This window comes from Uliginosibacterium sediminicola (assembly GCF_039631295.1).
GTDB lineage: Bacteria > Pseudomonadota > Gammaproteobacteria > Burkholderiales > Rhodocyclaceae > Viridibacterium > Viridibacterium sediminicola.
Window position 1 is genome coordinate 443,499 of sequence record NZ_JBDIVE010000002.1, and the last position, 24,624, is coordinate 468,122.

Below are 24,624 nucleotides of genomic sequence, written 5' to 3' on the forward strand. Positions count from 1 at the left end.
CCGACGGCAGACTTTCCCGGCAAGCATGGCTCAAACGCTGAAAAAGCGCTAAAGTTTGCATCACTTTGCCCGTTATGCCCGGTGTGAAGGTGGATCCAGAATACTGGACTGCCCTATCCTTGAGTTCATATCGAATGATTGGGGAACGCTTTGAAAATCGATAATTCAATAAAATCATCTGGCCAGGTAACTGGCGAGAACCGAACGCGCAGCGCGCGCGAGAGCGGCTCATCGAGCACCTCGTCAGCGTCCGCCGCGACGACCCAGGTTGCCCTGTCTGGCGGCTTGCAGCGCTATAACGAGATCCTCTCGCAAGCGCCGATTGTCGACAACGGCAAGGTGGACGAAATCAAGCAAGCCATCAGCAATGGTGATTTCCAGGTTGATCCGGAAAAAGTCGCTGACGGTCTGATTGAAAGTGTCCGTCAGATGCTGGCTGCGCAACCTAGTGCCGCGTGAACACGGCTAACGACCTAGGCGCCTTGCGCCAGCGTCTGCTCGCCCTGCTGGGCGCCGAGCGTGAGCTGGTCAAGAAATTCATCGAGCTTCTCAACGAGGAGCGCGAGATTCTGCTGCAACCGGACATGGAACCACTGTTCGGCCTTGCAGAGCGCAAAGGTCAGTTGGCGCGACAGCTTGACCAGCTGGCGACCGTGCGTAGTGGCATCCTGACCCAGGCGCGTGTCACAGCAGACCGCGAAGGCATTGAGCAGTTTGTCGGCAAGGCCCACCTGGCCACCTGGCAGGACTTTCTTGCCGTGGTCACCCAGGCGCGCGACCTCAATGTGGCCAATGGCCGCATCATCACCGAGCGGCTCAAGCACAATCACCAGGCCCTCGCCTTCCTGATGGCGCACGCCGATCAGCCGGCCACCTATGGGCCGGATGGTGTGTCGCGCATGCGTCCGGGCTCGCGCATCCTCGGCAGCGTCTAAAGCCGCCTGTTTCAGGCGTCTTTCATGCCCAGGCGCTCCATCCGGTAGCGCAGGGAGCGGAATGTCACGCCCAGCAATTGCGCCGCGCGCGTGCGATTGCCCGCGGTTTTCCCCAGCGCTTCGATGATGGCCTGCTTCTCGACGCGATCCAGATAGTCCTGCAGATTGCCATGCACGCTGCCGCTCTCCTCGCTGGGCCCGCACTCGGGCTCCAGACGCAGATCGGGCTCATCGATGGTATCGCCCAGCGCCAGCGCCATGGCGCGCTCCAGAATATTTTCCAGCTCGCGGACATTGCCGGGGAATGAATAGCGCTGCAGCGCCTGCAAGGCGCCGGAGGTCAGCATCGGCGCAGCCTGGCCGGAAGCAGCCGACATGCGCTCCAGAATGTTGTGCGCCAGCGCTGGAATGTCTTCACGCCGCTCACGCAGCGCCGGCATCTGCAGTTCGATTACGTTGAGGCGGTAGAACAAGTCCTGGCGAAAATGCCCGGCATCGACCTGCGCCTTGAGATTCTTGTGCGTGGCCGAGATGATGCGCACATCGACAGCCTGCTCCTGCGTATCGCCAACGCGGCGCACGCGGCGCTCCTGGATCACGCGCAAGAGCTTGACCTGCATGGCCAGCGGCAGATCCGCCACTTCGTCGAGAAACAGGGTGCCGCCGTGCGCAGCCTGGAAGAAGCCGTCCCGATCCCCCTCAGCACCGGTGAACGCACCTTTGCGGTAACCGAAAAACTCGGACTCCATCAGGTTTTCTGGAATCGCGCCGCAGTTCACCGCCACAAACGGCGCTGCCGCCCGCGGACCCAGGTGGTGGATCATGCGTGCCGCACGCTCCTTGCCGCTCCCCGACTCGCCCGCCACATAGACCGGCGCCAGGCTGCGCGCCAGGCGCTCAATCATGTTGCGTACCTGCTCCATGGCCGCCGAATTGCCGGTGATGTTGGGGCTGTTCTCGCGCAGCACCGCCTTGCCCGGCACATCCAGAGCCGATTTGACGAGGGTGCGCAGCTGATCGAGCGACACCGGCTTGGCCAGGTAGTCAAACGCCCCAGCCTTGAGGGCGGCAACAGCGTTGTCCATGCTGGCATGGGCGGTGATCACCGCCACCGGCAAATCCTGGCAATGCGCCGAGACGTGACGCACCACATCCAGCCCCTCACCATCGGGCAGGCGCATATCGGTGAGACACAGGCGGAATTTCTGCGTCGACAGCAGCGCGCAGGCCTCGCTCACGCTGCCGGCACTGCAAGCCCCCAGGCCCATGCGCAGTAAGGAGAGTTCAAGCAGCTCGCGGATATCGTCCTCGTCATCGACGATCAATACATCTGCACCACGCCCGCGTACGCGACGATCTGCGTCGGCCTCGCTCATTCCACACTCCTCGCAATCAATTGAAACGCTGCGCCGCTCTCGCTGTCGAGCAAAGTCAGGCGGGCAGCATTGGCATCGGCCAGCTCGCGCGCAACATACAGCCCCAGCCCGGTTCCCTTGGGATCGGTGGTGTGAAAAGGCTCGAACACCTGTTCGCGCTGCGCCGCCGGAATGCCCGGTCCGTCATCCCTGATGCACAGACTCACCCGCTCGGCGTCCAGCGCGGTAATGCTGATCTCGACCGAGCCCGGTTGGCGCCGACAATAGCGCAAAGCATTCCCCAGCAGGTTGCCGAGAATCTGCGCCAGATGCATCCTGTCGAATCGCAGCTGCGGCGCTCCGCTCACGCTCAGCACGACGCATTCGCTCACCGCGGGACTGTGCAAGGCGAATTCTTCGAGAAAATGGGTCACGAAAGCGCGCGCATCGAGTAGCTCCGGCACCGTGCGATCACGGCGCCCCACTTCCAGCACATCACTGACGATACGCGCAATGCGCGCCGCATTGTCCTGCACGATGCGCGACAGACGCTGCTGCATCTGCGCCCGCTTCTCATCGACCAGCAACTCAGCCGCCTGGGTGATCGAGGCCAGCGGATTGCGGATTTCATGCGCGATGTTGGCAGTCAGCCGCCCCAGTGCCGCCAGTTTGATCTGCCGCGCCTGCGATTCAATCCGCGCAAAGTCCTCCAGGTAGATCAGCTGATCGCCCTCATCCCCGGTCATCATGCGACGCAGATGCAAGGTCTTGCCACTGCGCTCGACGCGTACCCGGCTCTGCTGCAAACGCAGCGCAGCATCGAGTTCAGCCGCTCGGTGCGCAATGTGCTCGCCTTCCACCAGGGAGCAACCGAGAAACTCTGCGGCGCGCGGATTGCACATGCGCACCCGCCCTGCTGCATCCAGCACCACCACGCCATCGAGCAGATCCGCAATGATGCGCGCATTGATCTCGGTCTGGCGCTGCAGGGCAGCACCGCGCTGCCGCGCCAGCGCCTCGTGCTCCAGCGCCCGGCGCGCCAACATACGGGTGAGCAAGGCCACGGCGAAATAGCCCATGCAGATCACGCCGGTACGCGTCAGCTCCTCAGTCTGCACGCCGCGCAACAGGATGCGCACCAGCAACTCGGCCAGCACGGCCAGCGTCGTCATGGCGGCGAAGCCGAGCACCATGCGTCCCTCACCCACCAGCGCCGCACCCGCCAGGGTGGTCATCAGCAAATACGGCACCGAACTGCTCTGCGCGCCGCCGATATACATGCCGGAGGTGAGCACCAGCACATCGAAGGCGACCTGCCCCATCAGCATCGCATTGAACTGCTCGCGCGTCTTGGGCGTCATCAGCAAAAAGCCGACCGCCGTCAACCAGTAGCCCAGCATCAAGGCCGTGTAGAGGTGCGAAGAAGCGTCCCCCACGCCACCGACAATGCTAAACAAGCTCAGCAAGCTGGCGATAACCAGACGATAGAAGCCGAAGTAGCGGATCGAGACGCTACGCGGCGTATCTCCCGGCAGGAGCATGGCGCGGCGCATGTTCAGCCCGCCGCCGGTCCTTGCTGCGCGTGCTCGGCCGAGCAATAGAAGCGGCCATGCGACTCGACGCCCTCGCTGTGCGGCACCAGCACGCCACAGTGCGCGCAGGGCAAAACCTGCTCAGCCTCGCGCACAGCCGGCGGCGCCACCTGCTCGGGCTGGGCGGGTCGTGCCGGCCCCGCCGCGAACTTGCGGCGCAGGAAATACACGACAAAGAGCAGCAGAAGAAACAGCAGCAGACTACGCATGGATCAAGCCTTGATTCAGAGGGTCGACAAGCTTACTTCGCCAACAGGCTGCGCGGTACGACAAAGCTGTCGCGGTGCTCGAAAGGTATCGCGCCGCGATCGCGCAACACCACTTCACCGCGCAGGACATAAGGCACCCGACCATCGCTCTGCACCGCAGCGGCTACCCGCCGCAGCAGCTCGAAGGTACGTGCGCGTGCTTCCAGCGCAAGCGGCGTAGTCGCCTCACGGCTGACCACCAAGGGCTCGCTGCGTGCGCCGCTGGCCATCACTTGATCGTCGATCAGCAGATCAAAGCGCAAGCTGTCCACCGTGATGTCGATTGCGTTGTCATTCTTGACGCTCAGCTTGAGCAAGAGCTTGCTCTCGAGCAGATTGCCCCCCGTGACTGCCACATCGCTGAGACTCACCTGCGGCTTGTGCCATTGCAGGCTGCTGCAGGCGGACAGCGTCAGCAGCAGGATCACCAGACATAAACGTTGCCAAAGGGTTTGCAAGGGCTGCTCCTGTTTTGCGCTATTCAAAATTCGCCAGCGCGCGGATAATCGCCGGCCATGGAATACGCTCGAATCATCAAGGAAATCGGTCGCGGCATCAAAGGCGCACGCCCACTCTCGCAGCAAGACGCCTGCGCACTGTTCACCGCCATCATCGACGGTATTGTGCCTGACATGGAGCTGGGCGCCATCTTGCTGTCACTGCGCATCAAGGGCGAAGAGCTCGATGAACTGCTTGGCTTCAAGGCGGCCATGGATGCGCGCGGTGCCTGCATCCAGGTGCCAGAAGGGCCGCGCTGCGTGATCCTGCCGACCTACAACGGCGCGCGCAAGCAAGCCAACCTGATGCCCCTGGTCGCCAGCCTGCTGGCCCGGCGCGGCGTGCCGGTGCTGATTCAGGGGCGCCACGATTTCGACTCACGCGTCAGCCCCTTTGCCTTGCTGGAAAAACTGGGCATCGAGACCTGCAGCGATCTGCAGCAAGCCAGCGCGCAGCTGGCGCGTGACAAACTGGCCTGTGTGCCGCTGGCCAGCCTATTGCCGGGGCTGGACCGCTTGCTGGCGCTGCGCCCGCGTCTGGGCTTGCGCAACAGCGGCCACACCCTGGCCAAGCTGCTTGATCCCTGCCCGGGGCGCAGCGTTCGCGTGGTCGCGGTGACGCACCCGGAGTACCTGGAGCGGATGGAGCAATTCCTGATCGCGGAAAAAGCCTGCGCCTTGCTGATGCGCGGCACCGAGGGAGAAGCCTACGCCAGCCCGCGCCGCCGCCCGCGTTTGCTGGGCTTCAGTGAAGGTCAGGCAAGTGAGCTGTTCGAACAGGCCAGCGCGGAAGCGCCGCCGATTGGCGAGGCAGAGTGCGAACTCGACAACAATGCAGAGAGCATTTGCCGCATGCTCAGCGGCGAACTGGAGACGCCGCAACCTATCCTCGATCAGGTCGCGGCGCTGGCGCAGCTGGCGCAGGCCTGATCAGTCGGTCGAACTGGCCGAGGTGGCCTGATAGGCGGCTACGCCGGCATAGATTTCCTGCTTGGCGGCATCTGGCCCTTCCCAGCCGGTGAGCTTGACCCACTTACCCTTTTCCAGATCCTTGTAGTGCTGGAAGAAGTGCTCGATCTGGCGGATCAGCAGCATCGGCAGATCGGTGTAAGTGTTCACGTTCTCGTACAGCGGCGAGATCTTGGGGATCGGCACAGCCAGCACCTTGGAGTCCTCGCCCGCCTCGTCTTCCATGCGCAGCACGCCCACCGGACGGCAGCGGATGACCACGCCGGGGATCAGCGCGAAAGGCGCTTCAACCAGCACGTCCACCGGATCACCGTCGCCCGCGATGGTCCCCGGCACATAGCCATAGTTGCAGGGGTAGTACATCGTGGTGCCCATGAAGCGATCCACGAAAACCGCACCGCTGTCCTTGTCGACCTCGTACTTGATCGGGTCGGCACGGGCGGGGATCTCGATCACCACGTGAATATCATTGGGCACATCGACACCGGGGGTGACGTAGCGGAAGCTCATGAAGCGCTCTCTGTCTGGGTTCTGATGCGCTGCATTATATCGACAGCCGGCTTACGGCAGGCTTGCGGAAACTACGCATCCGGAACCTCAAAACCGGCATTGCGCACCGCCTCGGCAAGGACTTCGCGCGAACTTTGCGCCGGATCGAGCTGTACGCTCGCCTCACCCTTTTCAAGCGACACCGCAACCTGACTGACGCCCGGCAAGGCCGCCAGCACGCGTTCGACCGAACGCACGCAACCGCCACAGGTCATGCCCGCAACAGGCAACACGAGTGCTTCCATGAGAAATCCTTTCGCTGATGAATGATCACGGTCAAGGCGAAGACCGCCCGCCAAGCAAGCTGCACGGCCTCGCCTACAATCAAAGCAGGAACATAACAGCACGGAGGCTCATCATGTACAAGCATCTTCTGGTTCCTGCCGATGGTTCAGCCCTGTCCGAGCATGCGGCACGCAGTGCAATTGCCCTGGCCGCGTCGATTGGCGCGCAGATCACCTTCTTGTATGTGCAGCCGGACTATCCACGACCGATCATCGGCGAAGGCGCCCTGATCGCGCCAGAGAGTCGCGACGAATTCCTGCGCGACACCGCCGCACTTGCCGATGTCATCTTGGCGAAGTTGCAGCAACAAGCGCAAGAAGCAGGCGTCAGCGCGCAAACGCGCACCGAGGTCAGCGACATTCCCTGGGAGGTCATCACCCGACTGGCCGTTGCCGAAGCCTGCGATCTGATCTTCATGGCCTCACACGGCCGCCGCGGTCTGGCGGGCTTGCTGATCGGCTCGGAGACACACAAGGTGCTCACCCACGGCACGATTCCGGTCCTCGTCTATCGCGAGGCCTGATACGCCACATGGCCCGCTCAGGGGCCAGAACGTGGACGAAAAAAAAGGGTGCGACATGCGCACCCCCAACCCCAACAGAGAGACTGCACAGATCGGAGATTCCGATCTGTCGCCAGCGCTTGCACTGGCATGGCTCCACTATGCCTGCCAACTTAGAGGCAAGCCTTGACTACCATCAACTCTCGTGTGGTCTTTGTTTTCAGAGCGCAAAAACCTGTTTGACGCGCAAGGTTTCGCCGCGCTCGATGAGGCCGAACAGGCGATCGATGTTCGGATGCTTGCCCACGTTGGCCTGGGCATCAACGGTATGCTCGGCATACAGCTCCAGCCCGCGCTGCGCCGCTTCCGGCGTGATCGCGCCAAAGGTCTGCGCCAGATGGTTATAGACCACCAGCGAACCGGCCTGGCCGGGCTTGTTCTCGATGGTAGCCAGCACCTGATCGTCTGCGCCGATCAGCTGCAAGGCAGCCAGATGCGAAACACCGGGAAGTTGTTTAAGCGTGTCAGAAAATGCCATGATCCGGACCTGGATTAAAATGGGATGCGCGAGTTTACCGTAAGCGATAGGCTCAAACCTCCGCTCACGCACTGCGCAACAGGCCCGCAACGCTGTCGTGTGCACTTTTGAACCAAGGATCCTGGCAATGAGTACTCAAACCACTACAAAATCCGTACGCGTCTGGGATCTTCCCTTGCGTCTATTCCACTGGCTGCTGCTCGCTGCCGTTGTCACTGCCTTCGTCGCGATCCAGACCAATAACATCGAGCTGCATGCCAAGGCCGGCTACGCGGTACTGGCGCTGCTGATTTTCCGCATCGTCTGGGGTTTTGTCGGTGGCACGCACGCACGCTTCTGCAGCTTCATCAAGGGGCCGGCCGCCATCAAGGCCTATCTGGCCAATGCCAAGGCCGGCAAGCACGATCCCTCGCAAACCGGCCACAATGCGCTGGGTGCTCTGTCGGTCGTGGGTCTGATCGGCGTGCTGCTGTTGCAGGTCACGACCGGCCTGTTCAACCATAGCGACGACTTCTTCTTCGATGCGCCGCTCTACAAATTCGTCAGCAGCGCCGTGGCCGGCAATCTGGCCGAGCTGCACGAAACCTTGCCGGGCCTGATCCTCGCGCTGATCGGTCTGCACATCGCTGCGATCCTGTTCTATCGCTTCGTCAAGCGCGATAACCTGGTCAAGCCGATGATCACCGGCAGCAAGGACATCCCGGCCGAGGCCACCACGCCTGATGCCAAGGGCGGCAACCCGCTGCTTGGCACCGTGGTGCTGGCGATTGCCGTAGCCATCGTCTGGTACATCACGACGCAAGTCTGAGCCAGGCCACAGCCGTAAAAAAAGCCAGCGCATGCGCTGGCTTTTTTGTGCTCCGAGGCGTCGCTCAGTGATAGCTGCTGTCGCGGAAGCTATCGTGACAATTCTTGCAGCTACCCTGCACTTCGCCGATGGCTGCGCGCAAGCCCGCCACATCATTCACGCTATTGAGCTTCTTGCTGGCCACACTGAGCTTCTCGACGGCAGCCTTGAAGGCTTCCGGCTCGGACCAGATCTTAGCCGAAGCACGCGTCGGCAGCCCCTTGTCGGAACCCGGCGCAAAGCCAGCCGCGGCCAGATCAGCGACCAGTGCGTTGATGTATTCAGCGCGCTGTTGCACAGCGTCCTTGTTGAAAGCCACGTCGCCCTTGGCCACTGCGCCCAGGGCGCCAACATTGCGTGCCAGCAGCTGGAAGCCGCCTTGGCGCAAACGGATCTGATCTTCCGGCTTGGACTGGGCAAAGGCGCTGGACGCGCTGAGGGCGGCCAGAGCCAGCAAAGCGAGGCTACGAAGTTTCATCTTTTATTCTCCTGTGGGTAAAAGTCGGGATGCGGATAGGGCACTACAGACGATAAACACGTGGTGTGAGGATTTATTCCCCGGCCTGGGATACCCCTCACTAGATTGTGGATGCTACGCGAAAGTTCCGTGTCCATGCTGCGCCAGCGCCCAGGCGACGTGTTCGCGGACCAGCGGCGAATCATGCTCGCGGCGCGCCTGCAAGGCGGCCAGGATTTCCGGGGTACGCGGCGCATTGCCCAGCCCGACCGCCAGATTGCGTAGCCAGCGCTCGTAGCCGATGCGATAAATGGCGCTGCCCGCCATACGCGCGTTGAATTCGTCCTCACTCCAGGCAAACAGTTCGACCAGGGAGGCGGTATCGAGTCCGTTGCGCACAGCGAAATCCGGCTGATCACTGCTGCGCGCAAAACGGTTCCAGGGGCAGACCAACTGACAATCGTCACAGCCATAAATGCGATTGCCGATCAGCGGGCGGAATTCCTCCGGAATGGCGCCTTTGAGTTCGATGGTGAGGTAGGAGATGCAGCGCCGCGCATCCAGCTTGTAGGGCGCGACGATGGCCTGCGTCGGGCACACCTCGATGCAGCGCTGACAATCGCCGCAATGCTCAGTCACCACTTCGTCAGGCGGCAAGGCCAGATCGGTGTAGAGCTCGCCGAGGAAGAACAGCGAACCGGCCTCGCGCGTCAGCGTCAGCGTGTGCTTGCCGCGCCAGCCCAGACCCGCGCGGCGCGCCAGCTCGACTTCCAGCACCGGCGCTGAATCGACGAAGACGCGGTGGCCAAAGGGGCCGATCTGCGCGGTGATGCGCTCGGCAAGCTGCTGCAGGCGCGCGCGCAGCACCTTGTGATAGTCACGCCCCATGGCGTAGCGCGAGATATAGGCGCGCTCGCCATCGGCCAGCACCGCATCGGCAGCGCTCAATGCGGCTTGCGCCACATAGGGCATGCGCAGCGAGATCACGCTCAGCGTGCCCGGCACAAGTTCAGCCGGGCGGGCGCGCTTTAGGCCATGGCGCGCCATATAATCCATCTCGCCGTGAAAGCCGGCGGCCAGCCAATCTGCGAGGCCTGTTTCAGCCTCGCCCAGATCGATACCGGCCACGCCGGCCGCAGCAAAGCCCAGTTCGCGCGCCCAGTCCTTGATCAAGGCCTTGAGCGCGGCGCCATCCACCCCAGCAGCGAGAGAGTTTTCGTGTCCAGTCACGCCGCGGATGATAGTCCGCCCCAGCCGCCAGCGGCCATCGTCTTGGAACTTCCTGATGAAGCGGCGACCGAAGCCTTCGGCGCTGCGCTGGCGCCGCTGGTGCAGGCTGCAGCAGACAGCGGCCTGGTCATCTGGCTCAGTGGCGACCTGGGCGCCGGCAAAACCACCACCACGCGTGGCCTGCTGCGCGCCCTGGGCCACACCGGCTCGGTCAAAAGTCCGACTTACAGCTTGCTCGAACCTTATGTTGTTTCTAGAATTGCGTTATATCACTTTGATTTTTATCGATTCAATCACCCGGACGAATTCCTTGAAGCAGGCCTGGACGAATACTTCTCTGGCGCTGGCATCTGCCTGGTCGAATGGGCCGACAAAGCCCTGCCCTACGTCCCGCAGCCGGACATCGACATCCAGCTGCGCGTCGCGGGTTCGGGCCGCGTGGCCAGCGTTCAAGCCTGTAGCGAACGGGGGCGGGCATGTCTGAGTCACAGCGCCCTGCGCCGCACATGAACGGCTTGCTGGAGAGCATGTCGCGGCGCAGCCTGCTCAAGGCCGGCGGCGCGCTGATGAGCGTGCTGGTGTCGCCGATTGCGCTCGGCGCCGACAGCAAGATCCTCGCCGTGCGCGTCTGGCCGGCGCAGGACTACACCCGCATCACCCTCGAAGGCGGCGATGCGCTCAAGTACAACGCGCAGGTTGTCAAGAACCCGGAACGCCTGGTCGTCGATCTGGAAGGCGTCGAGTTCGACAGCGTGCTGCAAAGCCTGCCTTCCAAGATCACCGATAATGATCCCTACATCAAGCTGATCCGCGCCGGCCGCAACCGGCCCGGCGTGGTGCGCCTGGTGGTCGAACTCAAGGCCGAGATCCGGCCGCAGATCTTCACCCTGGCGCCAATCGGCAATTACGGCAATCGCCTGGTGCTCGATCTGTACCCGGTGCAGGCGCCCGATCCGCTGCTGGCGCTGATCGAGAAAAGCTCGCCCGAGGCCGCCGCCGTCGGCAATGCGCCTGCGCCCGAGCGCAAGGTGGACAATCTGCGCCTCGACGCCACCATCAACGACGAGACGCGCAAGCCGCCGCCCTCGCTGGACCGCGCGCCGCCCACGGACCGCGATGGCCTGAGCAAGCCCAAGCTGCCGCGCATGATCACCATCGCGCTGGACCCCGGCCATGGCGGCGAAGATCCGGGCGCGGTCGGCCAGGGCGGCAATTACGAGAAAACCGTGGTGCTGTCGATTGCCAAGCGCCTCAAGCAACGCATCGACGACGAGCCGAACATGCGCGCCATGCTCACCCGCGACGCCGACTTCTTCGTGCCGCTCGGCCAGCGCGTGCAAAAAGCCCGCCGCGTGCAAGCCGACCTCTTCGTGTCAATCCACGCCGATGCCTTCATCAAGCCCGAGGCACGCGGCAGCTCGGTGTTCATCCTCTCCGAGCGCGGCGCATCGAGCACCGCCGCCAAATGGCTGGCCAACAAGGAAAACGCCTCCGACCTGATCGGTGGCATCAGCGTCGCCACGCGCGACGCGCATCTGGCGCGCACCCTGCTCGACCTGTCGCAAACGGCGACGCTCAACGACAGCACCAAGCTTGCCAAGGCCGTGCTGGGCGAGATCGGCGGCATCAACACCTTGCACCGCGGCGCCATCGAACAGGCGGGCTTTGCCGTGCTCAAAGCGCCGGACATTCCCAGCATCCTGGTCGAGACAGCCTTCATCTCCAACCCTGAAGAAGAGCGCAAGCTCATCGACGAGGCCTATCAGGACAAGATGGCCGATGCCTTGCTGCGCGGTATCAAACGCTACTTCTCGAAGAACCCGCCACTCGCCAAGTCCAAGCTGGCAATGCTGGATTGATATCGGCCAAGCCCATGCCGGCCGCTATGCATTCATAATGCCGGCTTGGGCAGCCGCGCGCCTGCGCGCAGCTGGATCCGCAACCGGCACCTGGAGAGGCCCGAATGATGCGCAGCTGTCTGTTTATCCTGTGTGCCCTGCTGCTCGCCGCCTGTGCGGGCCCTGCCGCAACACTGCAAAAAAGCGAGATCGGCTATTCGCTTGACACAGACGGCGGTGTCTCGCCCCACGCGGCAACGCGCTGGAATGCCCTGATCGTCGCCACCGGCAACGAAGCCGGCGTGTTTGGCCATTTCGTCAGCGACTTCAGCAAAGCCTTGCAGCAAACCAGCAGCCTCAACAAGCTGACGCCCATGCTGGCGATTCCGGTCGATAAATTCCCGCAGCTGCTGTCGACCGACAGCAATATCGACAAAGCCATGGCGCGCCTGGCGCCGCGTGAAGGCGAAGGCTGCCTGGTGTATCTCACCGGTCACGGCAGCCCGGCCGGCATCGCGCTCTCGGCCATGCCGTTCAAACCGACAATGCCTCCCGGAAGGCTGGAGAAAATACTCGGGCGCTGCGCCGGGCACCCGACCATCGTCGTGGTCTCGGCCTGTTACAGCGGCGTGTTCATGAAACCCGGCATTGCGAGCAAGGAGCGCATCGTCTTTACCGCCGCCGATGCAAAGCATCCCTCATTCGGCTGTTCAGACGATACGCATTACACCTATTTTGACGGCTGCTTCCTCGACAGCTGGAAGAAGGGCGGCACCTGGCAAAGTCTGGCGCGCGAGATCAATGCCTGCGTGAGCCGCAAGGAAGCCGCGCTGCATGCGCTACCTTCGTCGCCGCAGTTCTTCTTCGGCCGCGAGATGAGCAATCTGCCGCTCCCCGCACTGAAAGTGCCGGACGGCAGCAGCCCAATCGCCGCAAGCCAGGAACCCCCACCAAAACCCTGATGCTTGACCCACGGCAAGCCGGGCCAAAGGCAAGACGCCGACAATGCAATTGTTGTTTGCAGCCATCACATTGTCAGCAGATGCCATCAGTTTCAGTCATGAAAGGCGTGGAGTTCAGTCTCCGTTACGCACAGCGCGAAGCACATTGGGCGTGCACGGATGCCAGCCGGCTGATGCAGGCACGCCTGGCTTTCTATGCGCCGGAACAGATCAAGCATCAGCTGCTGTTCTTCATCGAACAGGACGCGGAAGTGGTGGCGCTGTGCAGCTGCGAAGCCTCCAATTGCGGCGAGCTGATCAGCCTGATCGGCATGTCGGTCGACCCGCGCTTCCAGGGACAGGGCTACTGTTCCTGCCTGGTCCAGGCCATTGCCCGCTTCATGCATGACGGCGGCTACCGCGCCCTCTGCGTCAGCCGTTACACCCGCGCCGGTCTGCGTCAGCTGCGGCCCTGCCTGTTCAAACACATGCAAGACATCGAGATTCTGGACGACACCATCGCCCAGGCCGCCTGAGCGAGCGCCTTCGGTCAGCGCACAGCCCTGCCGCAACACAAGCGCAGTAGACTGCAGCCCGCTATGCTTGCGGCGGGGGCCGACAGGCAGCATTGCCTGAACACGATGAGAGCGCCATGGCGATAACCGAGACAATGAAAGCAGCCGACACCTCTGGCAAAGCCAGCCTGCGCAGCGAGGAGATCGCGCTGTGGGCGCCGTTCAGCCCGCCCGGCAGCGAAGGCCTGGATTTACAGGAGCAGGTGATCGATCGCGGTCAGCCGGGGGACCCGCGCCGCACGCTCTCGGGCATCGCCACCCCGAGCCTCACTGCGTATTTCCCGCAGCAGCCCAATGGCACGGCAGCCGTGCTGATTGGCGGCGGCGGTTACACCTCCCTGGTCATCGACACTGAAGGCACCGATGTCGCCCGCTGGCTCAACACCCTGGGCGTGACCGCCTTCGTGCTCAAGCATCGCCTGCCCGGCGAGGGACATGCCGAGGGCCAGCTGGTGCCGCTGCAAGACGGCCAACGCGCGCTACGCCTGGTGCGCCAGCGCGCCGCCGAATGGGGACTGGAGACGGCACGCATCGGCGTCGTCGGCCTGTCTTCCGGCGCGCATCTGGCTTCGATGATGGGTACTTCTTTCGCCGAACGCGTGTATGCGCCGCGCGATGCAATCGACGCGGCCGATGCCCGCCCGTCCTTCATGGTGCTGGGCTACGGCCCCTACTCGGCCAATGCGCGGCACTGCCTGATCAATCCGCAACAAGCACCGATGCTGCCGGTGGAAAAACAGGCGCTGTACGACCGTTTCCCGACCGACCAGCAGATCCACGCCGATACGCCGCCGTGCTTCCTGATGCACACTGACAACGATCCGCGCGTCAACCCGCTCAACAGCATCCGCTTCTATCTGGCGCTGAAAGCCGCCGGCCTGCCAGCCGAGCTGCACATTTTCCAGGACGGCGGTCACGGCGTGGCGATCCGCAGCTCCGCGGGCTATCCGGTCGCCAGCTGGCCCCAGCTGTGCGCCAACTGGCTGCAGCAGCAAGGCTTCCTGCCCGCCGCCTGAGTCATGCCAGAACCGGCACTGCTGTTCGCGTCCTTGCTGTTCGGGCTGGTCGGCTTGCTGGCCTTCCGCTTCGGCAAGCGCAATGCCAACTGGGCGCAGTTGCTGATCGGCATCGCCCTGATGGTTTTTCCCTACTTCGTCAGCAGTCTTGTGCTGAGCTACCTGATCGGCGCTGCGCTCTGCCTGGCGCTCTACCTCTGGCGCGATTGAGGCACTGACGCGAACAAGCCACGATGGCTGCAGCCATAAAAAAGGCCGCTCACGGCGGTAATGCAGTTCAGTTAAGACCTATTCAGTTTTTTGGGCGACGGATTTTCAACGCAAAGGACGCGAAGAAAGACAGAAGGTCCGCAAAGGAAACCAAAAAATCGTTTTCCTTTGTGGACCTTTGCTTTTCCTTTGCGCCCTTTGCGTCAAAACCCAGCGCATCAAACATGCGCATAGCCTAACTGAACGGTATTGCGCTCACGGCGCCTCTTGGCGTGCTGCGCTGATTACACCAGGGTCAGCGTGACGTCGATATTGCCACGCGTGGCATTCGAGTACGGGCAGACGATGTGCGCGGCGTCGATCAGCTTTTGCGCTTCGGCCTTGTCCATGCCCGGCAGCGAAATCTTCAGCTCGACTTCGATACCGAAACCGTTCGGGATCTGGCCAATACCCACCAGACCGGTGATGCTGGCGTCCGCCGGCATCTTGTAACCATCGCGGCCGGCGACGAACTTCATCGCGCCGGTGAAACAGGCCGAGTAGCCCGCAGCGAAGAGCTGCTCCGGATTGGTTCCGCCAACGCCCGAACCACCGAGTTCCTTCGGCGGCACCAGGCGCAGGTCAAAACTGTTGTCGGACGACACAGCGCGACCATCACGACCGCCGGTGGAAGTGGCTTCTGCACGGTACAGCACTTTTTCGAGTTTCATCTTGGCTTGCTCCTGTAATTAAGTGTTTGGCAATTAAATTGCGCGCAATATTTTTGCCGCGCTGCGGGTCGTGCCAAAAAACGACCCTCAAATTCATGTTCAAAATCTGCTTCAGTCGCTGCGCCCGGCAATGAGATTGCTTCGCAGCGCGTGCAGTTCGGTGGTCAGCGCCTGGATCTGCTCCAGCGAGCAGGCACTGGCGCAGGCCACCGCGTACGGCACTTGCACAGCCGTCGTACGTAGATCGCGCCCTGCCTGCGTCAGGCTGACAATCACCTGGCGCTCATCCTCGGCGCTGCGTGCGCGGCGCAGGAAACCCTGTGCTTCGATGCGCTTGAGCAAGGGCGTCAGGGTGCCCGAGTCGAGAAACAGGCGCTCGCCCAAGGCCGATACGGTCACCCCGTCCTCTTCCCACAGCACCAGCATCACCAGGTATTGCGGATAGGTCAGACCCAGCTTGGCCAACAGTGGCTTGTACAGCTTGGTCATCGCCAGCGAGCTGGAATACAGCGCAAAGCACAGCTGCTTGTCGAGCCGCAGCGCCGACTCGTCCAGCGCGGCAGGCGCTGCGGACGGAAGGCTGGACGACAGTGAGGTGGCGTTGCGCTGATTCATGATGGTTTGAATTCTATACAGCACAAAATTAAATTGCAAACAATTTAATTAAGAAAAAATGAGCCCGGCTATCCACCGGGCTCCAATGCTTACAGGCGGAAACGCGTAACCGAAGCTCGCAGCTCGCCAGCCAGACTCTCCAGCGACTGCACATTGTCATTGGCCGCCCGCACCGACTCGGCCGATTCTTCAACCATCTGCGCGATGCGCTCGACATTGCGCGCCACGCTCATGCTGGCCTCGCTCTGTTCGGCGGTGGCCCCCGCCACATCGCTGACCTTGGCAAAAGTGGCGGCAGCCCCCGCATTGATCTGGCGCAGCGCCGTCGCCGCCTGGGTCGCCATGTCCACGCCCAGCGCCACTTGCGGCGTCACCGCCGTCATGCTGTCGACGACCGAGCCGGTGTCGGACTGGATCGCGTTGATCATGCTGGTGATCTGTCCGGTGGCATGGGTGGTGCGCTCGGCGAGCTTGCGTACCTCGTCGGCGACCACGGCGAAGCCGCGCCCTTGTTCGCCGGCGCGCGCCGCTTCAATCGCCGCATTGAGCGCCAGCAGATTGGTCTGGTCGGCGATCTCCTTGATCACACTGGCAATGCCGCCGATTTCGCGCGAGCGCTGCAGCAGGCCGGCAATCAGCGTGGAGGCATCGACAATCTGCTGCGAAACCTGCTCGATGGTGCCCGACGCCTGATTGACCAGGGATTCGCCCTGCGCGGCCAGGGTACTCGAACGCGAGGAGTTCTCCTGCGACTCGCGCGCACTGGCCGAGATGTGGTCGATGCTGACCGAGAGTTCCTCAATCGCCGCAGCGGTCGACGAGGTGGCATCCGACGTATGGCGCGAAGCCTGATTGATATGTTCCATCTGCAAGGTCAGCCCGGCCGCGGCCTGACCCAGCTGCTGCGCACCGTGCTGGATGCCTTCGATCATCTGACGCAGGCTGGCCTGCATCTGTGCCACCGCCGAGAGCAAGCTGCGTTCGCCGCTACGCACATCGAGGCGACGGCTCAAATCACCGCCCGCAATGGCCAGCGCAACCTCGGCCGCGTAATCCGGCTCACCGCCCAGACTCTTGTAGATGCTGCGCGACATGCTCAGCGCCAGCGCCACCACCACGCCCAGTACCACGCAGCCCAGGCCCATCGAACGCCAGACCAGTTGCCAGAACGCAGCGTCGATATCGTCGACGAAGATGCCGAAACCGATCAGCCAGTCCCAGCCGTCGATACGCGTCACGCCATTGATCTTGGGCACCGGCGTATCGGTGCCGGGGCGCTTGGTCATGTCGTCAAAATAGGCGAAAGGGGTATTGGCCAGGGTGTCCAGGTAGTTCTGGAAATTGCTCTTGCCATTGGCCAGCGTGGCGCCGAAATCCACCTTGCCGATCACATCCGGATTCGGATGCACCAGGCCCAGCGCACCGGTGGTACGCGCCCAGAGGTAGGAGCTCTTGCCATCGCGCAGGCTGGACAAGCCCTCGATGGCGCGCGCCTGGGCTTCTTCGCGGCTGAGCTTGCCGCTCTTCTCAAGCTCCTGAAAATAGGCCACTTGCTTGGCGGCCAGATTGAGCACCGTATGGATCTCGTTGCGGCGGTCCTCCAGCATGGTCGAGCGCAGATCGTGCAGCGCGAAGCCGGCGGTCAGCAGCAGGCCGATCACTGAGCAAACGACAATCCAGCCCAAGCGGTGGGATAACTTCATGGTAAACGTTCTCCGGATGATGTGTGGCAGCCCTCGGCAAGCGCATGGCATGCGTCGGGCACTCATCTCCTTTACGGTCGCCAGCAACGATACTTGAATAGCCGCGTCGCCGGCCCCTGCGAAATAAGCTCCTAGCGGCGGTTTGCGGCGTGCCATGCGCCTATACTGGGTCGGCGTCTGGGGCTGCCAAGAGCTCAGCGATTGTCCTCACAGCGATAAGGAGCACGACATGAGCAAGGCACAGAAGACGAATAAAGAAGGCAAGAAGCAGCCCCTGCTCAACCCCAAGGAAAAGCGCGTCGCCAAGCAACTCAAGAAAGACGGCAAGGACGCAGTGCACACGCCCTTCCTTAGCCGCTAGCCGCTGCGCGCAACAGCCCGCATCGCCCCGGCATACGCTGCGCAACGGGGCGCAGAGCCGTGTCCGACGCGCTCACCAGACAGCTCCGCCATGTCCGTGTGACAATTGCGCGCCCGGGGTCAGCAGACCCCGCCTTTGTCATCGCGCCAGGATTTTTCGATGCAGTTCTCATTCACCGCCCGGCAACCGGATGCGCTGCTGCTGCAAGCGCTGGACAGCCTGCAACACGGCCAGCCTGAGGCCGCCGAACGCCTGGCGCGCAAGCTCCTGCGCAAACAGCCGGCGCATGTCGATGCGCTGTGCCTGCTCGGCTGGCTGGCCTTGCAGCAGAATCAATGCGCGGCCGCCAAACCCCTGCTCGAACGCGCCCTGCGCCTGGCGCCGGAGTCGATCTTCGCCCTGGCCAGCCTGAGCGAAGTCGAGGCCGAGCTGGGCGCACCGACTGCCGCGCTGGACTACGCCCGCCGCGCCTTGACGCTGGCGCCGGACAATGCCGAGCTACTCTTGCTGCTCGGTAATACGCTGAGCGAGCAGGATCCGACCGCGGCCATCGCCCACTACACCCAAGCCATCGCCCGCCAGCCCGATCTGCTGGCCGCCTGGCGCAATCGCGGCATCCTGCAGTTGCAGCAAGGCCAGCTCGACGCAGCCGAACAGAGTCTGCAACACGCCCTGACGCTCGACGCGGCAGATTTCTCCAGCCACTTCAATCTGGCCAAGCTGCAGCTCTCCCGCCAGCAGCCGGCCGCCGCCCTGCAATCGCTCGACCAGGCGGTGCGTCTGCGCGCGGACAGCGCCGAGGGCCACAATCTGCGCGGCATCGCCCTGCAAGCCCTGCAACGCCATGCCGATGCCCTCGCCAGCTTTGCGCTGGCCAGCACCCTGGCGCCGCAATTTGCCGCCGCCCACTGGAACGAGGCGCTGTGCGCCCTCTCGCAAGGCGACTGGCGCAGCGAGGTGTGGCAGAAATTCGAAGCCGGCTGGGCCATTGGCCAGCGCCAGCCACGCGAGCAATTCAGCATGCCGCTGTGGCTGGGCGATAGCGAGATCGGCGGCAAGACCCTGCTGGTCCATGACGAGCAAGGGCTGGGCGACACCCTGCAGTTCGTGCGCTTCGTGCCGCAGCTGCTGGCGCACGGCATCCGCGTGGTGCTGCGCGTGCAGGCCGCGCTGAAGTCGCTGCTCAGCTCCTTGCACGGCACATTCCCCGGCATAGCCCCCGACCTGCTGCAGATCATCGCGCATGACGAGGCTGCGCCGCCGAGCGATTACCACTGCCCCCTGCTCAGCTTGCCGCTGGCGCTGCGCAGCACCCTCGCCGAGCTGCCCGCCGACACGCCCTATCTGCACGCGCCCGCCGCGCAGGCCGAGCGCTGGCAAGCCCGCCTGGCCGATGCGCGGCGGCCGCGCATTGCGCTGGCCTGCTCCGGCAACCCCGATCACCCGAATGACCGCCAGCGCTCGATCGCGCTGGAACAGTTCCGCCCCCTGCTCACCGCGCTGCAAGATCGCGCCAGCCTCTTCCTGCTGCAAAAAGACTGTCGCAGCAGCGATCTGGCCAGCTGGCAGAGCCTGCCCTGGCTGCAGGATCTGCGCAGCGAACTGCACGACTTTGCCGACACCGCAGCGGCACTGGCTCACTGCGATCTGCTGATCAGCGTCGATACATCCGTGGCCCACCTGGCCGGCGCCCTCGGCCGCCCGTGCTGGCTGCTGCTGCCCTTCGCCGCCGACTGGCGCTGGATGCACAGCCGTGAGGACAGCCCCTGGTACCCGCAGATGCGCCTGTTCCGCCAGCACCAAGCGGGCGACTGGGCTGAAGTCATCGCCCGCGTGCAACAGAGCTGGCTGACCCAACACAGCACTTGAAGCGCTGCGGATCGGCCGCATCTGCAAGGCTTCGCCTGCTGCGCTAAAACCATGCCGCCCCGCAAATTCCTGATCGTCGTCACCGTCCTGCTGAGCCTGCTGCACCTGTATCTGGGGCTGCGCCTGCTGCCCGCCCTGCCCGGCGGCCCGCTCACCCATCTGCTCGGCATTGGCTGGCTGCTGCTGTCCTGGCTACTCTTGCCCAGCGCCTTGCTCGCGCGCTTCATCCCGCAGCGCTGGCTGGCCGACGGCGTGGCCTGGGTTGGTATGCTGGCGATGGGTTTCTTCTCCTCGTTGCTGCTGCTGACCCTGCTGCGCGATCTGCTACTGCTGGCCGCCAGCCTGGGCGGGCTGTCTTCGCCGAGCCTGGCGCAGGACTCTGCGCTGGCCGTGATCGGCCTGGCCGCGCTGATCAGCCTGATCGGCTTTGTCAATGCGCGACGCCTGGCGACGGTGGTCGAGGTCGAGGTGCCGCTCAAAGATCTACCGGCGGCGCTGCACGGCTTCAGCATCGTGCAGATCAGCGACATCCACGTCGGGCCGACGATCAAGCGCAACTACCTGGCGCGCATCGTCCACCGCGTCAATGCTCTCGATGCGGACCTGGTGGCGATCACCGGCGATCTGGTCGATGGCCGTGTGCGCGAGCTGCAGGCGCACACCGCGCCGCTGGCCGAACTGCGTGCGCGCCATGGCAGCTTTTTCGTCACCGGTAATCACGAGTACTACTCCAACGCCGCCGAGTGGATCGTCGAACTGCGGCGCCTGGGCCTGCGCGTACTGCTCAACGAGCATGTGCTGATCGAGCACGCCGGCGCTACGCTGCTGCTCGCCGGCATTACCGATTACAGTGCCGGCCATTTCGATCCGGCGCAGGCCAGCGATCCGCAGGCCGCGCTGCGCGGCGCACCTGCAGCGCTCACCAAGGTGTTGCTGGCGCACCAGCCGCGCTCGGCTGAAGCCGCCGCCTCTGCCGGTTTCGATCTGCAGATCTCCGGCCACACGCATGGCGGCCAGTTCTTCCCCTGGAATTATTTCGTGCCGCTGCAACAGCCGTGGACGGCAGGTCTACATCGCCTGCGCCAGATGTGGGTATATGTCAGCCGCGGCACCGGCTACTGGGGGCCGCCCAAGCGCTTCGGCGCGCCCTCGGAAATCACCCGCCTGCGCCTGATGAGGGCCTGATCCGGCGCTGCAGCACGGCGGCATTCAAGTTGCCCGCCAGGCTGCCGACAAAGCTGAAGACGAGGTATCCGCTGTCTGTACAGCGCGCTTTACACAAAGGATGAGCCGATGAGTGACGAGTATCAGGAAAAGCGCAAGCGCCAGCGCTTCATTGCCAAGCGCGGCGACACCACCTGCTTCTGGCTACTGCAGGAGGGCGAGCGCATTCCGCTGATCGATCTCTCGCTCGAAGGCTTCAGCATCCCCGCGGCCGCGCAGCATCCTGTCGGCACCCGTTTCCCCTTCACCTTGAGCCTCGAAGGCATCCCGGACAAGATCCGTGGCACCGCCGAAGTCGTCAATGCCTTCAAAGACCAAGCGCAGGCACTCAATGGCTGCAATTTCGTGAGCATTGATGGCGATGGCGCCAGCCAGCTGCGCGAATGGCTCACCGTGCATGTGATCGCCAATGCCTCGATGCGCATCACCGCGGTCGAAGCCGAGAAAATCGTCGACGGGCCCTCGCTTATCTGAGCGTGCATCATCACCAAGCGCCTGAAGCCATTCAGCGATGAATGAATCGCAACAGATTGTGAGCGTTCGTATTACACTTTTTGCTCATCGTTGAACCTCGCGCAAGCCCGCTTGTCCATGAGGCACGCATGATCGGTCCAATAAGATTGCGGAGTGCTGCGGTCGCGTCGATGCCCAGCCCTGATGTTCTACATTCTGGAGACAACACAACAATGAAATTTCCCGCCTTAAAGACTTCTGTCGTACTGCTGGCCCTCGCGCTGGCAGCCTGCGCCAGCAACGAGTCGATCAGCGACAAGCCCGTCCAGGCTGCTGCATCCAATGACATCGGCCGCCAGGCTTTGCCGGCCGGCGACGGCTGGGCCTCGGTCGGCCCGGGCACCGATGGTGGCGCCAAGGCCACGGCTGCCAATGTATTCACCGTGTCCACGCGTGCCGAGCTGGTCAAGGCGCTGGCGACAGCAGGCAATGCAGCCAAGATCATCTACATCAAGGGCACCGTCAATCTCTCGACTGACGACAACAACAAGGAGCTGTTCGAGAAGGACTACGCCGATCCGGCCTATAACTTCGACGCCTATGTGAAGGCCTATGCGCCCGCCGTGTGGAACACCAAGCTGGAAAAAGGTCGCCCGGTGCGCGACCTGACCGGCCCGCTTGAAGAAGCGCGCAAGAATTCGGTCGAGCGCCAGCGCAAACAGATCACCATCAAGCTCAACTCCAACACCTCGATCATCGGCCTGGGCAAGGATGCCAAGATCATCAAGGGTAATCTGTGGATCGGCCCGGAAGCCGAGAACATCATCATCCGCAACATCACCTTTGAAGACTCCTTCGACTACTTCCCGGGCTGGGATCCGGGTGATTCCTGGAAGGTCGACAAGAGCTATCCGGGTTGTCAGGAAGCCTATGTCGATGCCAACACCGGCCCGCAGAAATGCCCCGGCGGTCGCTGGAACTCCGAATACGACCTGATCTCGATCAACGGCGGCAAACGCGTGTGGATCGACCACAACACCTTTACCGATGGCCAGCGTCCGGACAAGCTGTTCCCGCCGAACTTCCCGTTCCCGCAGAACGAGATCACGCAGAAGATCCAGCACCATGACGGCCTGATCGATGTGACCAATGGTGGCGATCTGGTCACCATCAGCCACAACATCTTCAAGGATCACGACAAGACCTCGCTGATCGGCGGCAGTGACAGCTCCAAGATTGATACGGGCAAGCTCAACGTCACCTATCACGACAACATCTTCGACAACAGCGGCCAGCGCCTGCCGCGCGTACGCTTCGGCAAGGTGCACTCGTACAACAACTACTTCTCGGGTGATGCGGCTGGCGCTGACGATCCCAAGCTGTCGGTGTACGAAAACCACCTCAAGGCGATCAAGGAACATGGCGGCAACAACGTGTTCCGCGGCGCCTTCGGCATCGGCAAGGAGTCGGCGATCTACTCGGAGAACAATTACTTCGAAGTGAAGAATGCCGACGCCAGCGCTGTCGGCGTCATTCAAGGCGGTACCGTGTTCTTCGATCAGGGCAGCTATTTCAATGGCAAGCCGGTGGATGCCGTCAAGGCAATCAACGCGGTCGATCCGAAGAAGCAGGTCTCGCCCAATGTCGGCTGGAAGCCCACGCTCTACGCCCGCAAGCCGATTCCTGCGACGGAAGTGCCGGCCTACGTCAAGGCCAATGCCGGCGCCGGCAAGCTTTAAGCAACGCCAGCAAAACAGCAGCACCATGCCCCGCCCCCGGCGGGGCATTTTTGTTTGTGCGACGATGCACTGGGCCACGCGCCAGAGCCCCATCGCGCGCCGATTTGGAGGATAGTGCACACCTCCGCTTAACGAATCCATCCATCAGACGATGAGCGAAAACAAATCCCCAGCAGCTTATCTCGCGGCGCCAAGCGTCTCGAGCACCATCCGCCAGCGCCTCCAGCAGGCCAAGCACCGCTTTCATGCCAATGACAATATCTCGGCCTTCATCGAGCCGGGCGAGCTTGAACTCTTGCTCGACGAAGTCGCCGGCAAGATGAAAGGCGTGCTCGAAAGCCTGGTCATCGATACCGAGAGCGACCACAACACCCACGACACCGCGCGCCGCGTGGCCAAGATGTACCTCAACGAGGTTTTCCGTGGCCGCTATGTGCCGCCGCCGCCGGTGACCGAGTTCCCCAATGCCGAGCGCCTCAATGAATTGATGATCGTCGGCCCGATCACCGTGCGCAGCGCCTGCAGCCATCACTTCTGCCCGATCATGGGCCGGCTGTGGATCGGCGTGATGCCCAATGAGCACTCCAACCTGATCGGCCTCTCCAAATACGCGCGCCTGGCCGAGTGGATCATGAGCCGCCCGCAGATCCAGGAAGAAGCAATCACCCAGATGGCCGAACTGCTGATGAGCAAGGTCAGCCCCGACGGGCTCGCCGTGGTCATGGAAGCCGACCACTTCTGCATGCACTGGCGCGGCGTCAAGGATGCCGAAACGAAAATGGTCAACAGCGTGATGCGTGGCTCCTTCCTCAAGGATGCCAGCCTGCGCCGCGAATTCCTCTCCCTCATCAAACTGTAAGCCGAGGCCCGCCCATGCTTGTCCGCCTGCTCTACGCCAGCCGCGCCACCACCCCACTGACCTGTGACACGGTCGATGCCATCCTCAAGCAATCCCGCGAACGCAATGCCGCGCTGGGCATCACCGGCCTGCTCTGCTATAGCGACGACCTCTTCATGCAAGTGCTTGAAGGCGGCCGTGACGAAGTCTGTGAGCTCTACAACACCATCGTCTCCGACACCCGCCATGCCGAAGTGCGCATCCTCAGCTACGAGGAAATCAGCGAACGCCGCTTTGGTGGCTGGACCATGGGCCACGTCAATATCGCCAAGGTCAATCCGGGCCTGCTGCTCAAATACGCCAAGAAGCCGGTGCTCAACCCCTTCAATTGTTCCGGCCACGCCTCGATGGCCTTGCTCAACGAATTGATCGCCACCGCTTCGGTGCTGACGCGTTCGGCTTGAAGCGGTACGCACAAGGCTGGGAACACCGGGCGGCGCGCCTTATAATCAGCGGTTAATCACCTGG

Annotated in this window: 30 protein-coding genes; 18 read left to right on the top strand and 12 right to left on the bottom strand. The window is 62.9% G+C overall.

The genetic code is table 11. From position 1 onward, the window contains the following. Window positions 1–150: 150 nt before the first annotated feature. Both flgM and ABDB84_RS05940 read left to right on the top strand, forming a co-directional pair. A complete protein-coding gene (gene flgM / locus ABDB84_RS05935; RefSeq protein ID WP_345918776.1) occupies window positions 151–459 on the top strand; it encodes a flagellar biosynthesis anti-sigma factor FlgM in 309 nt (102 codons plus the stop codon). Next, window positions 456–935 (top strand): flagella synthesis protein FlgN, encoded by a 480-nt coding sequence (locus ABDB84_RS05940; protein ID WP_345918777.1) that lies wholly within the window; start codon window positions 456–458, stop codon window positions 933–935. Before flgM ends, ABDB84_RS05940 begins: the two co-directional genes overlap by 4 nt. 11 nt (window positions 936–946) lie before the next feature. Here ABDB84_RS05940 and ABDB84_RS05945 read toward each other — a convergent pair whose 3' ends face one another. Genes ABDB84_RS05945 through ABDB84_RS05960 form a run of 4 tightly spaced genes read right to left on the bottom strand, consistent with a single transcriptional unit; the run spans window position 947 to window position 4,588 of the window. Beyond that, the gene (locus ABDB84_RS05945; protein ID WP_345918778.1) at window positions 947–2,311 is read right to left on the bottom strand and encodes a sigma-54-dependent transcriptional regulator; all 1,365 of its coding nucleotides are present in this window, start codon (window positions 2,309–2,311) and stop codon (window positions 947–949) included. Then, window positions 2,308–3,831 (bottom strand): sensor histidine kinase, encoded by a 1,524-nt coding sequence (locus ABDB84_RS05950; RefSeq protein WP_345918779.1) that lies wholly within the window; start codon window positions 3,829–3,831, stop codon window positions 2,308–2,310. The genes ABDB84_RS05945 and ABDB84_RS05950 overlap by 4 nt, the downstream gene beginning before the upstream one ends. A 14-nt stretch (window positions 3,832–3,845) precedes the next feature. Continuing rightward, window positions 3,846–4,091 (bottom strand): PP0621 family protein, encoded by a 246-nt coding sequence (locus ABDB84_RS05955; protein WP_345918780.1) that lies wholly within the window; start codon window positions 4,089–4,091, stop codon window positions 3,846–3,848. 32 nt (window positions 4,092–4,123) lie between these two features. Then, window positions 4,124–4,588 (bottom strand): LEA/WHy family protein, encoded by a 465-nt coding sequence (locus ABDB84_RS05960; RefSeq protein ID WP_345918781.1) that lies wholly within the window; start codon window positions 4,586–4,588, stop codon window positions 4,124–4,126. A 57-nt stretch (window positions 4,589–4,645) separates the two neighbouring features. On the opposite strand from ABDB84_RS05960, the gene ybiB reads away from it, so the two are divergent. Beyond that, window positions 4,646–5,557, top strand: a complete 912-nt coding sequence (gene ybiB / locus ABDB84_RS05965; protein WP_345918782.1) for a DNA-binding protein YbiB — start codon at window positions 4,646–4,648, stop codon at window positions 5,555–5,557. On the opposite strand, the gene ppa is transcribed toward ybiB, so the two are convergent. Then, window positions 5,558–6,106 carry an inorganic diphosphatase gene (gene ppa, locus ABDB84_RS05970; protein WP_345918783.1) on the bottom strand — a complete coding sequence of 183 codons (549 nt, stop codon included), beginning with the start codon at window positions 6,104–6,106 and terminating at the stop codon, window positions 5,558–5,560. It abuts the gene before it with no gap. Window positions 6,107–6,177: 71 nt separating this feature from the next. Continuing rightward, window positions 6,178–6,390, bottom strand: a complete 213-nt coding sequence (locus tag ABDB84_RS05975; protein ID WP_345918784.1) for a heavy-metal-associated domain-containing protein — start codon at window positions 6,388–6,390, stop codon at window positions 6,178–6,180. A gap of 113 nt (window positions 6,391–6,503) precedes the next feature. Between ABDB84_RS05975 and ABDB84_RS05980 the strand changes: the two genes are divergently transcribed. After that, entirely contained in the window at window positions 6,504–6,953 is a 450-nt protein-coding gene (locus ABDB84_RS05980) for a universal stress protein (RefSeq protein ID WP_345918785.1), read from the top strand. 199 nt (window positions 6,954–7,152) lie between these two features. Here the strand turns inward: ABDB84_RS05980 and ABDB84_RS05985 are convergent, their stop codons facing one another. Beyond that, window positions 7,153–7,470: a DUF2322 family protein gene (locus ABDB84_RS05985; RefSeq protein ID WP_345918786.1), complete on the bottom strand. Its 318-nt coding sequence runs from the start codon at window positions 7,468–7,470 to the stop codon at window positions 7,153–7,155. A gap of 127 nt (window positions 7,471–7,597) precedes the next feature. Here ABDB84_RS05985 and ABDB84_RS05990 point away from each other — a divergent pair, with 127 nt between their 5' ends. Further along, window positions 7,598–8,278 (top strand): cytochrome b/b6 domain-containing protein, encoded by a 681-nt coding sequence (locus ABDB84_RS05990; RefSeq protein WP_345918787.1) that lies wholly within the window; start codon window positions 7,598–7,600, stop codon window positions 8,276–8,278. A gap of 64 nt (window positions 8,279–8,342) precedes the next feature. Here ABDB84_RS05990 and ABDB84_RS05995 read toward each other — a convergent pair whose 3' ends face one another. After that, complete coding sequence (locus ABDB84_RS05995; RefSeq protein WP_345918788.1) at window positions 8,343–8,795, bottom strand: c-type cytochrome; 453 nt, start codon at window positions 8,793–8,795, stop codon at window positions 8,343–8,345. A gap of 114 nt (window positions 8,796–8,909) precedes the next feature. Then, window positions 8,910–10,004, bottom strand: a complete 1,095-nt coding sequence (gene queG / locus ABDB84_RS06000; protein WP_345918789.1) for a tRNA epoxyqueuosine(34) reductase QueG — start codon at window positions 10,002–10,004, stop codon at window positions 8,910–8,912. Between the two features lie 42 nt (window positions 10,005–10,046). Between queG and tsaE the strand changes: the two genes are divergently transcribed. From tsaE to ABDB84_RS06030, 6 genes are all read left to right on the top strand, one after another. After that, a complete protein-coding gene (gene tsaE / locus ABDB84_RS06005) occupies window positions 10,047–10,514 on the top strand; it encodes a tRNA (adenosine(37)-N6)-threonylcarbamoyltransferase complex ATPase subunit type 1 TsaE (protein ID WP_345918790.1) in 468 nt (155 codons plus the stop codon). Beyond that, entirely contained in the window at window positions 10,481–11,863 is a 1,383-nt protein-coding gene (locus ABDB84_RS06010; protein WP_345918791.1) for an N-acetylmuramoyl-L-alanine amidase, read from the top strand. The genes tsaE and ABDB84_RS06010 overlap by 34 nt, the downstream gene beginning before the upstream one ends. Before the next feature lie 104 nt (window positions 11,864–11,967). Continuing rightward, window positions 11,968–12,804, top strand: coding sequence for a C13 family peptidase (locus ABDB84_RS06015; RefSeq protein WP_345918792.1), 837 nt, complete (start codon window positions 11,968–11,970; stop codon window positions 12,802–12,804). Window positions 12,805–12,911: 107 nt separating this feature from the next. Continuing rightward, window positions 12,912–13,319, top strand: a complete 408-nt coding sequence (locus ABDB84_RS06020) for a GNAT family N-acetyltransferase (protein WP_345918793.1) — start codon at window positions 12,912–12,914, stop codon at window positions 13,317–13,319. A 134-nt stretch (window positions 13,320–13,453) separates the two neighbouring features. Further along, window positions 13,454–14,374 (top strand): alpha/beta hydrolase, encoded by a 921-nt coding sequence (locus tag ABDB84_RS06025; protein WP_345918794.1) that lies wholly within the window; start codon window positions 13,454–13,456, stop codon window positions 14,372–14,374. Between the two features lie 3 nt (window positions 14,375–14,377). After that, the gene (locus ABDB84_RS06030) at window positions 14,378–14,584 is read left to right on the top strand and encodes a hypothetical protein (protein ID WP_345918795.1); all 207 of its coding nucleotides are present in this window, start codon (window positions 14,378–14,380) and stop codon (window positions 14,582–14,584) included. A 284-nt stretch (window positions 14,585–14,868) separates the two neighbouring features. On the opposite strand, the gene ABDB84_RS06035 is transcribed toward ABDB84_RS06030, so the two are convergent. The 3 genes from ABDB84_RS06035 to ABDB84_RS06045 all read right to left on the bottom strand — a co-directional run bounded on the left by ABDB84_RS06035 (window position 14,869) and on the right by ABDB84_RS06045 (window position 17,612). Next, window positions 14,869–15,294, bottom strand: a complete 426-nt coding sequence (locus ABDB84_RS06035) for an organic hydroperoxide resistance protein (protein ID WP_345918796.1) — start codon at window positions 15,292–15,294, stop codon at window positions 14,869–14,871. 111 nt (window positions 15,295–15,405) lie between these two features. Further along, window positions 15,406–15,909, bottom strand: coding sequence for a MarR family winged helix-turn-helix transcriptional regulator (locus ABDB84_RS06040; protein ID WP_345918797.1), 504 nt, complete (start codon window positions 15,907–15,909; stop codon window positions 15,406–15,408). 89 nt (window positions 15,910–15,998) lie between these two features. Continuing rightward, window positions 15,999–17,612: a methyl-accepting chemotaxis protein gene (locus tag ABDB84_RS06045; RefSeq protein WP_345918798.1), complete on the bottom strand. Its 1,614-nt coding sequence runs from the start codon at window positions 17,610–17,612 to the stop codon at window positions 15,999–16,001. Window positions 17,613–17,841: 229 nt separating this feature from the next. Between ABDB84_RS06045 and ABDB84_RS06050 the strand changes: the two genes are divergently transcribed. The 7 genes from ABDB84_RS06050 to ABDB84_RS06080 all read left to right on the top strand — a co-directional run bounded on the left by ABDB84_RS06050 (window position 17,842) and on the right by ABDB84_RS06080 (window position 24,560). Further along, a complete protein-coding gene (locus ABDB84_RS06050; RefSeq protein ID WP_345918799.1) occupies window positions 17,842–17,973 on the top strand; it encodes a hypothetical protein in 132 nt (43 codons plus the stop codon). Window positions 17,974–18,132: 159 nt separating this feature from the next. Beyond that, window positions 18,133–19,842 carry a tetratricopeptide repeat protein gene (locus tag ABDB84_RS06055; RefSeq protein ID WP_345918800.1) on the top strand — a complete coding sequence of 570 codons (1,710 nt, stop codon included), beginning with the start codon at window positions 18,133–18,135 and terminating at the stop codon, window positions 19,840–19,842. A 51-nt stretch (window positions 19,843–19,893) separates the two neighbouring features. Continuing rightward, on the top strand, window positions 19,894–21,027 hold the full coding sequence (locus ABDB84_RS06060; RefSeq protein WP_345918801.1) for a metallophosphoesterase: 1,134 nt from the start codon (window positions 19,894–19,896) through the stop codon (window positions 21,025–21,027). Window positions 21,028–21,135: 108 nt separating this feature from the next. Then, window positions 21,136–21,540, top strand: a complete 405-nt coding sequence (locus tag ABDB84_RS06065) for a PilZ domain-containing protein (RefSeq protein WP_345918802.1) — start codon at window positions 21,136–21,138, stop codon at window positions 21,538–21,540. Window positions 21,541–21,752: 212 nt separating this feature from the next. Then, complete coding sequence (locus tag ABDB84_RS06070; RefSeq protein ID WP_345918803.1) at window positions 21,753–23,258, top strand: pectate lyase family protein; 1,506 nt, start codon at window positions 21,753–21,755, stop codon at window positions 23,256–23,258. Window positions 23,259–23,409: 151 nt separating this feature from the next. Next, window positions 23,410–24,117, top strand: a complete 708-nt coding sequence (gene folE / locus ABDB84_RS06075; protein WP_345918804.1) for a GTP cyclohydrolase I — start codon at window positions 23,410–23,412, stop codon at window positions 24,115–24,117. Between the two features lie 14 nt (window positions 24,118–24,131). Further along, a complete protein-coding gene (locus ABDB84_RS06080; protein WP_345918805.1) occupies window positions 24,132–24,560 on the top strand; it encodes a BLUF domain-containing protein in 429 nt (142 codons plus the stop codon). The last annotated feature ends 64 nt before the right edge of the window (window positions 24,561–24,624 follow it).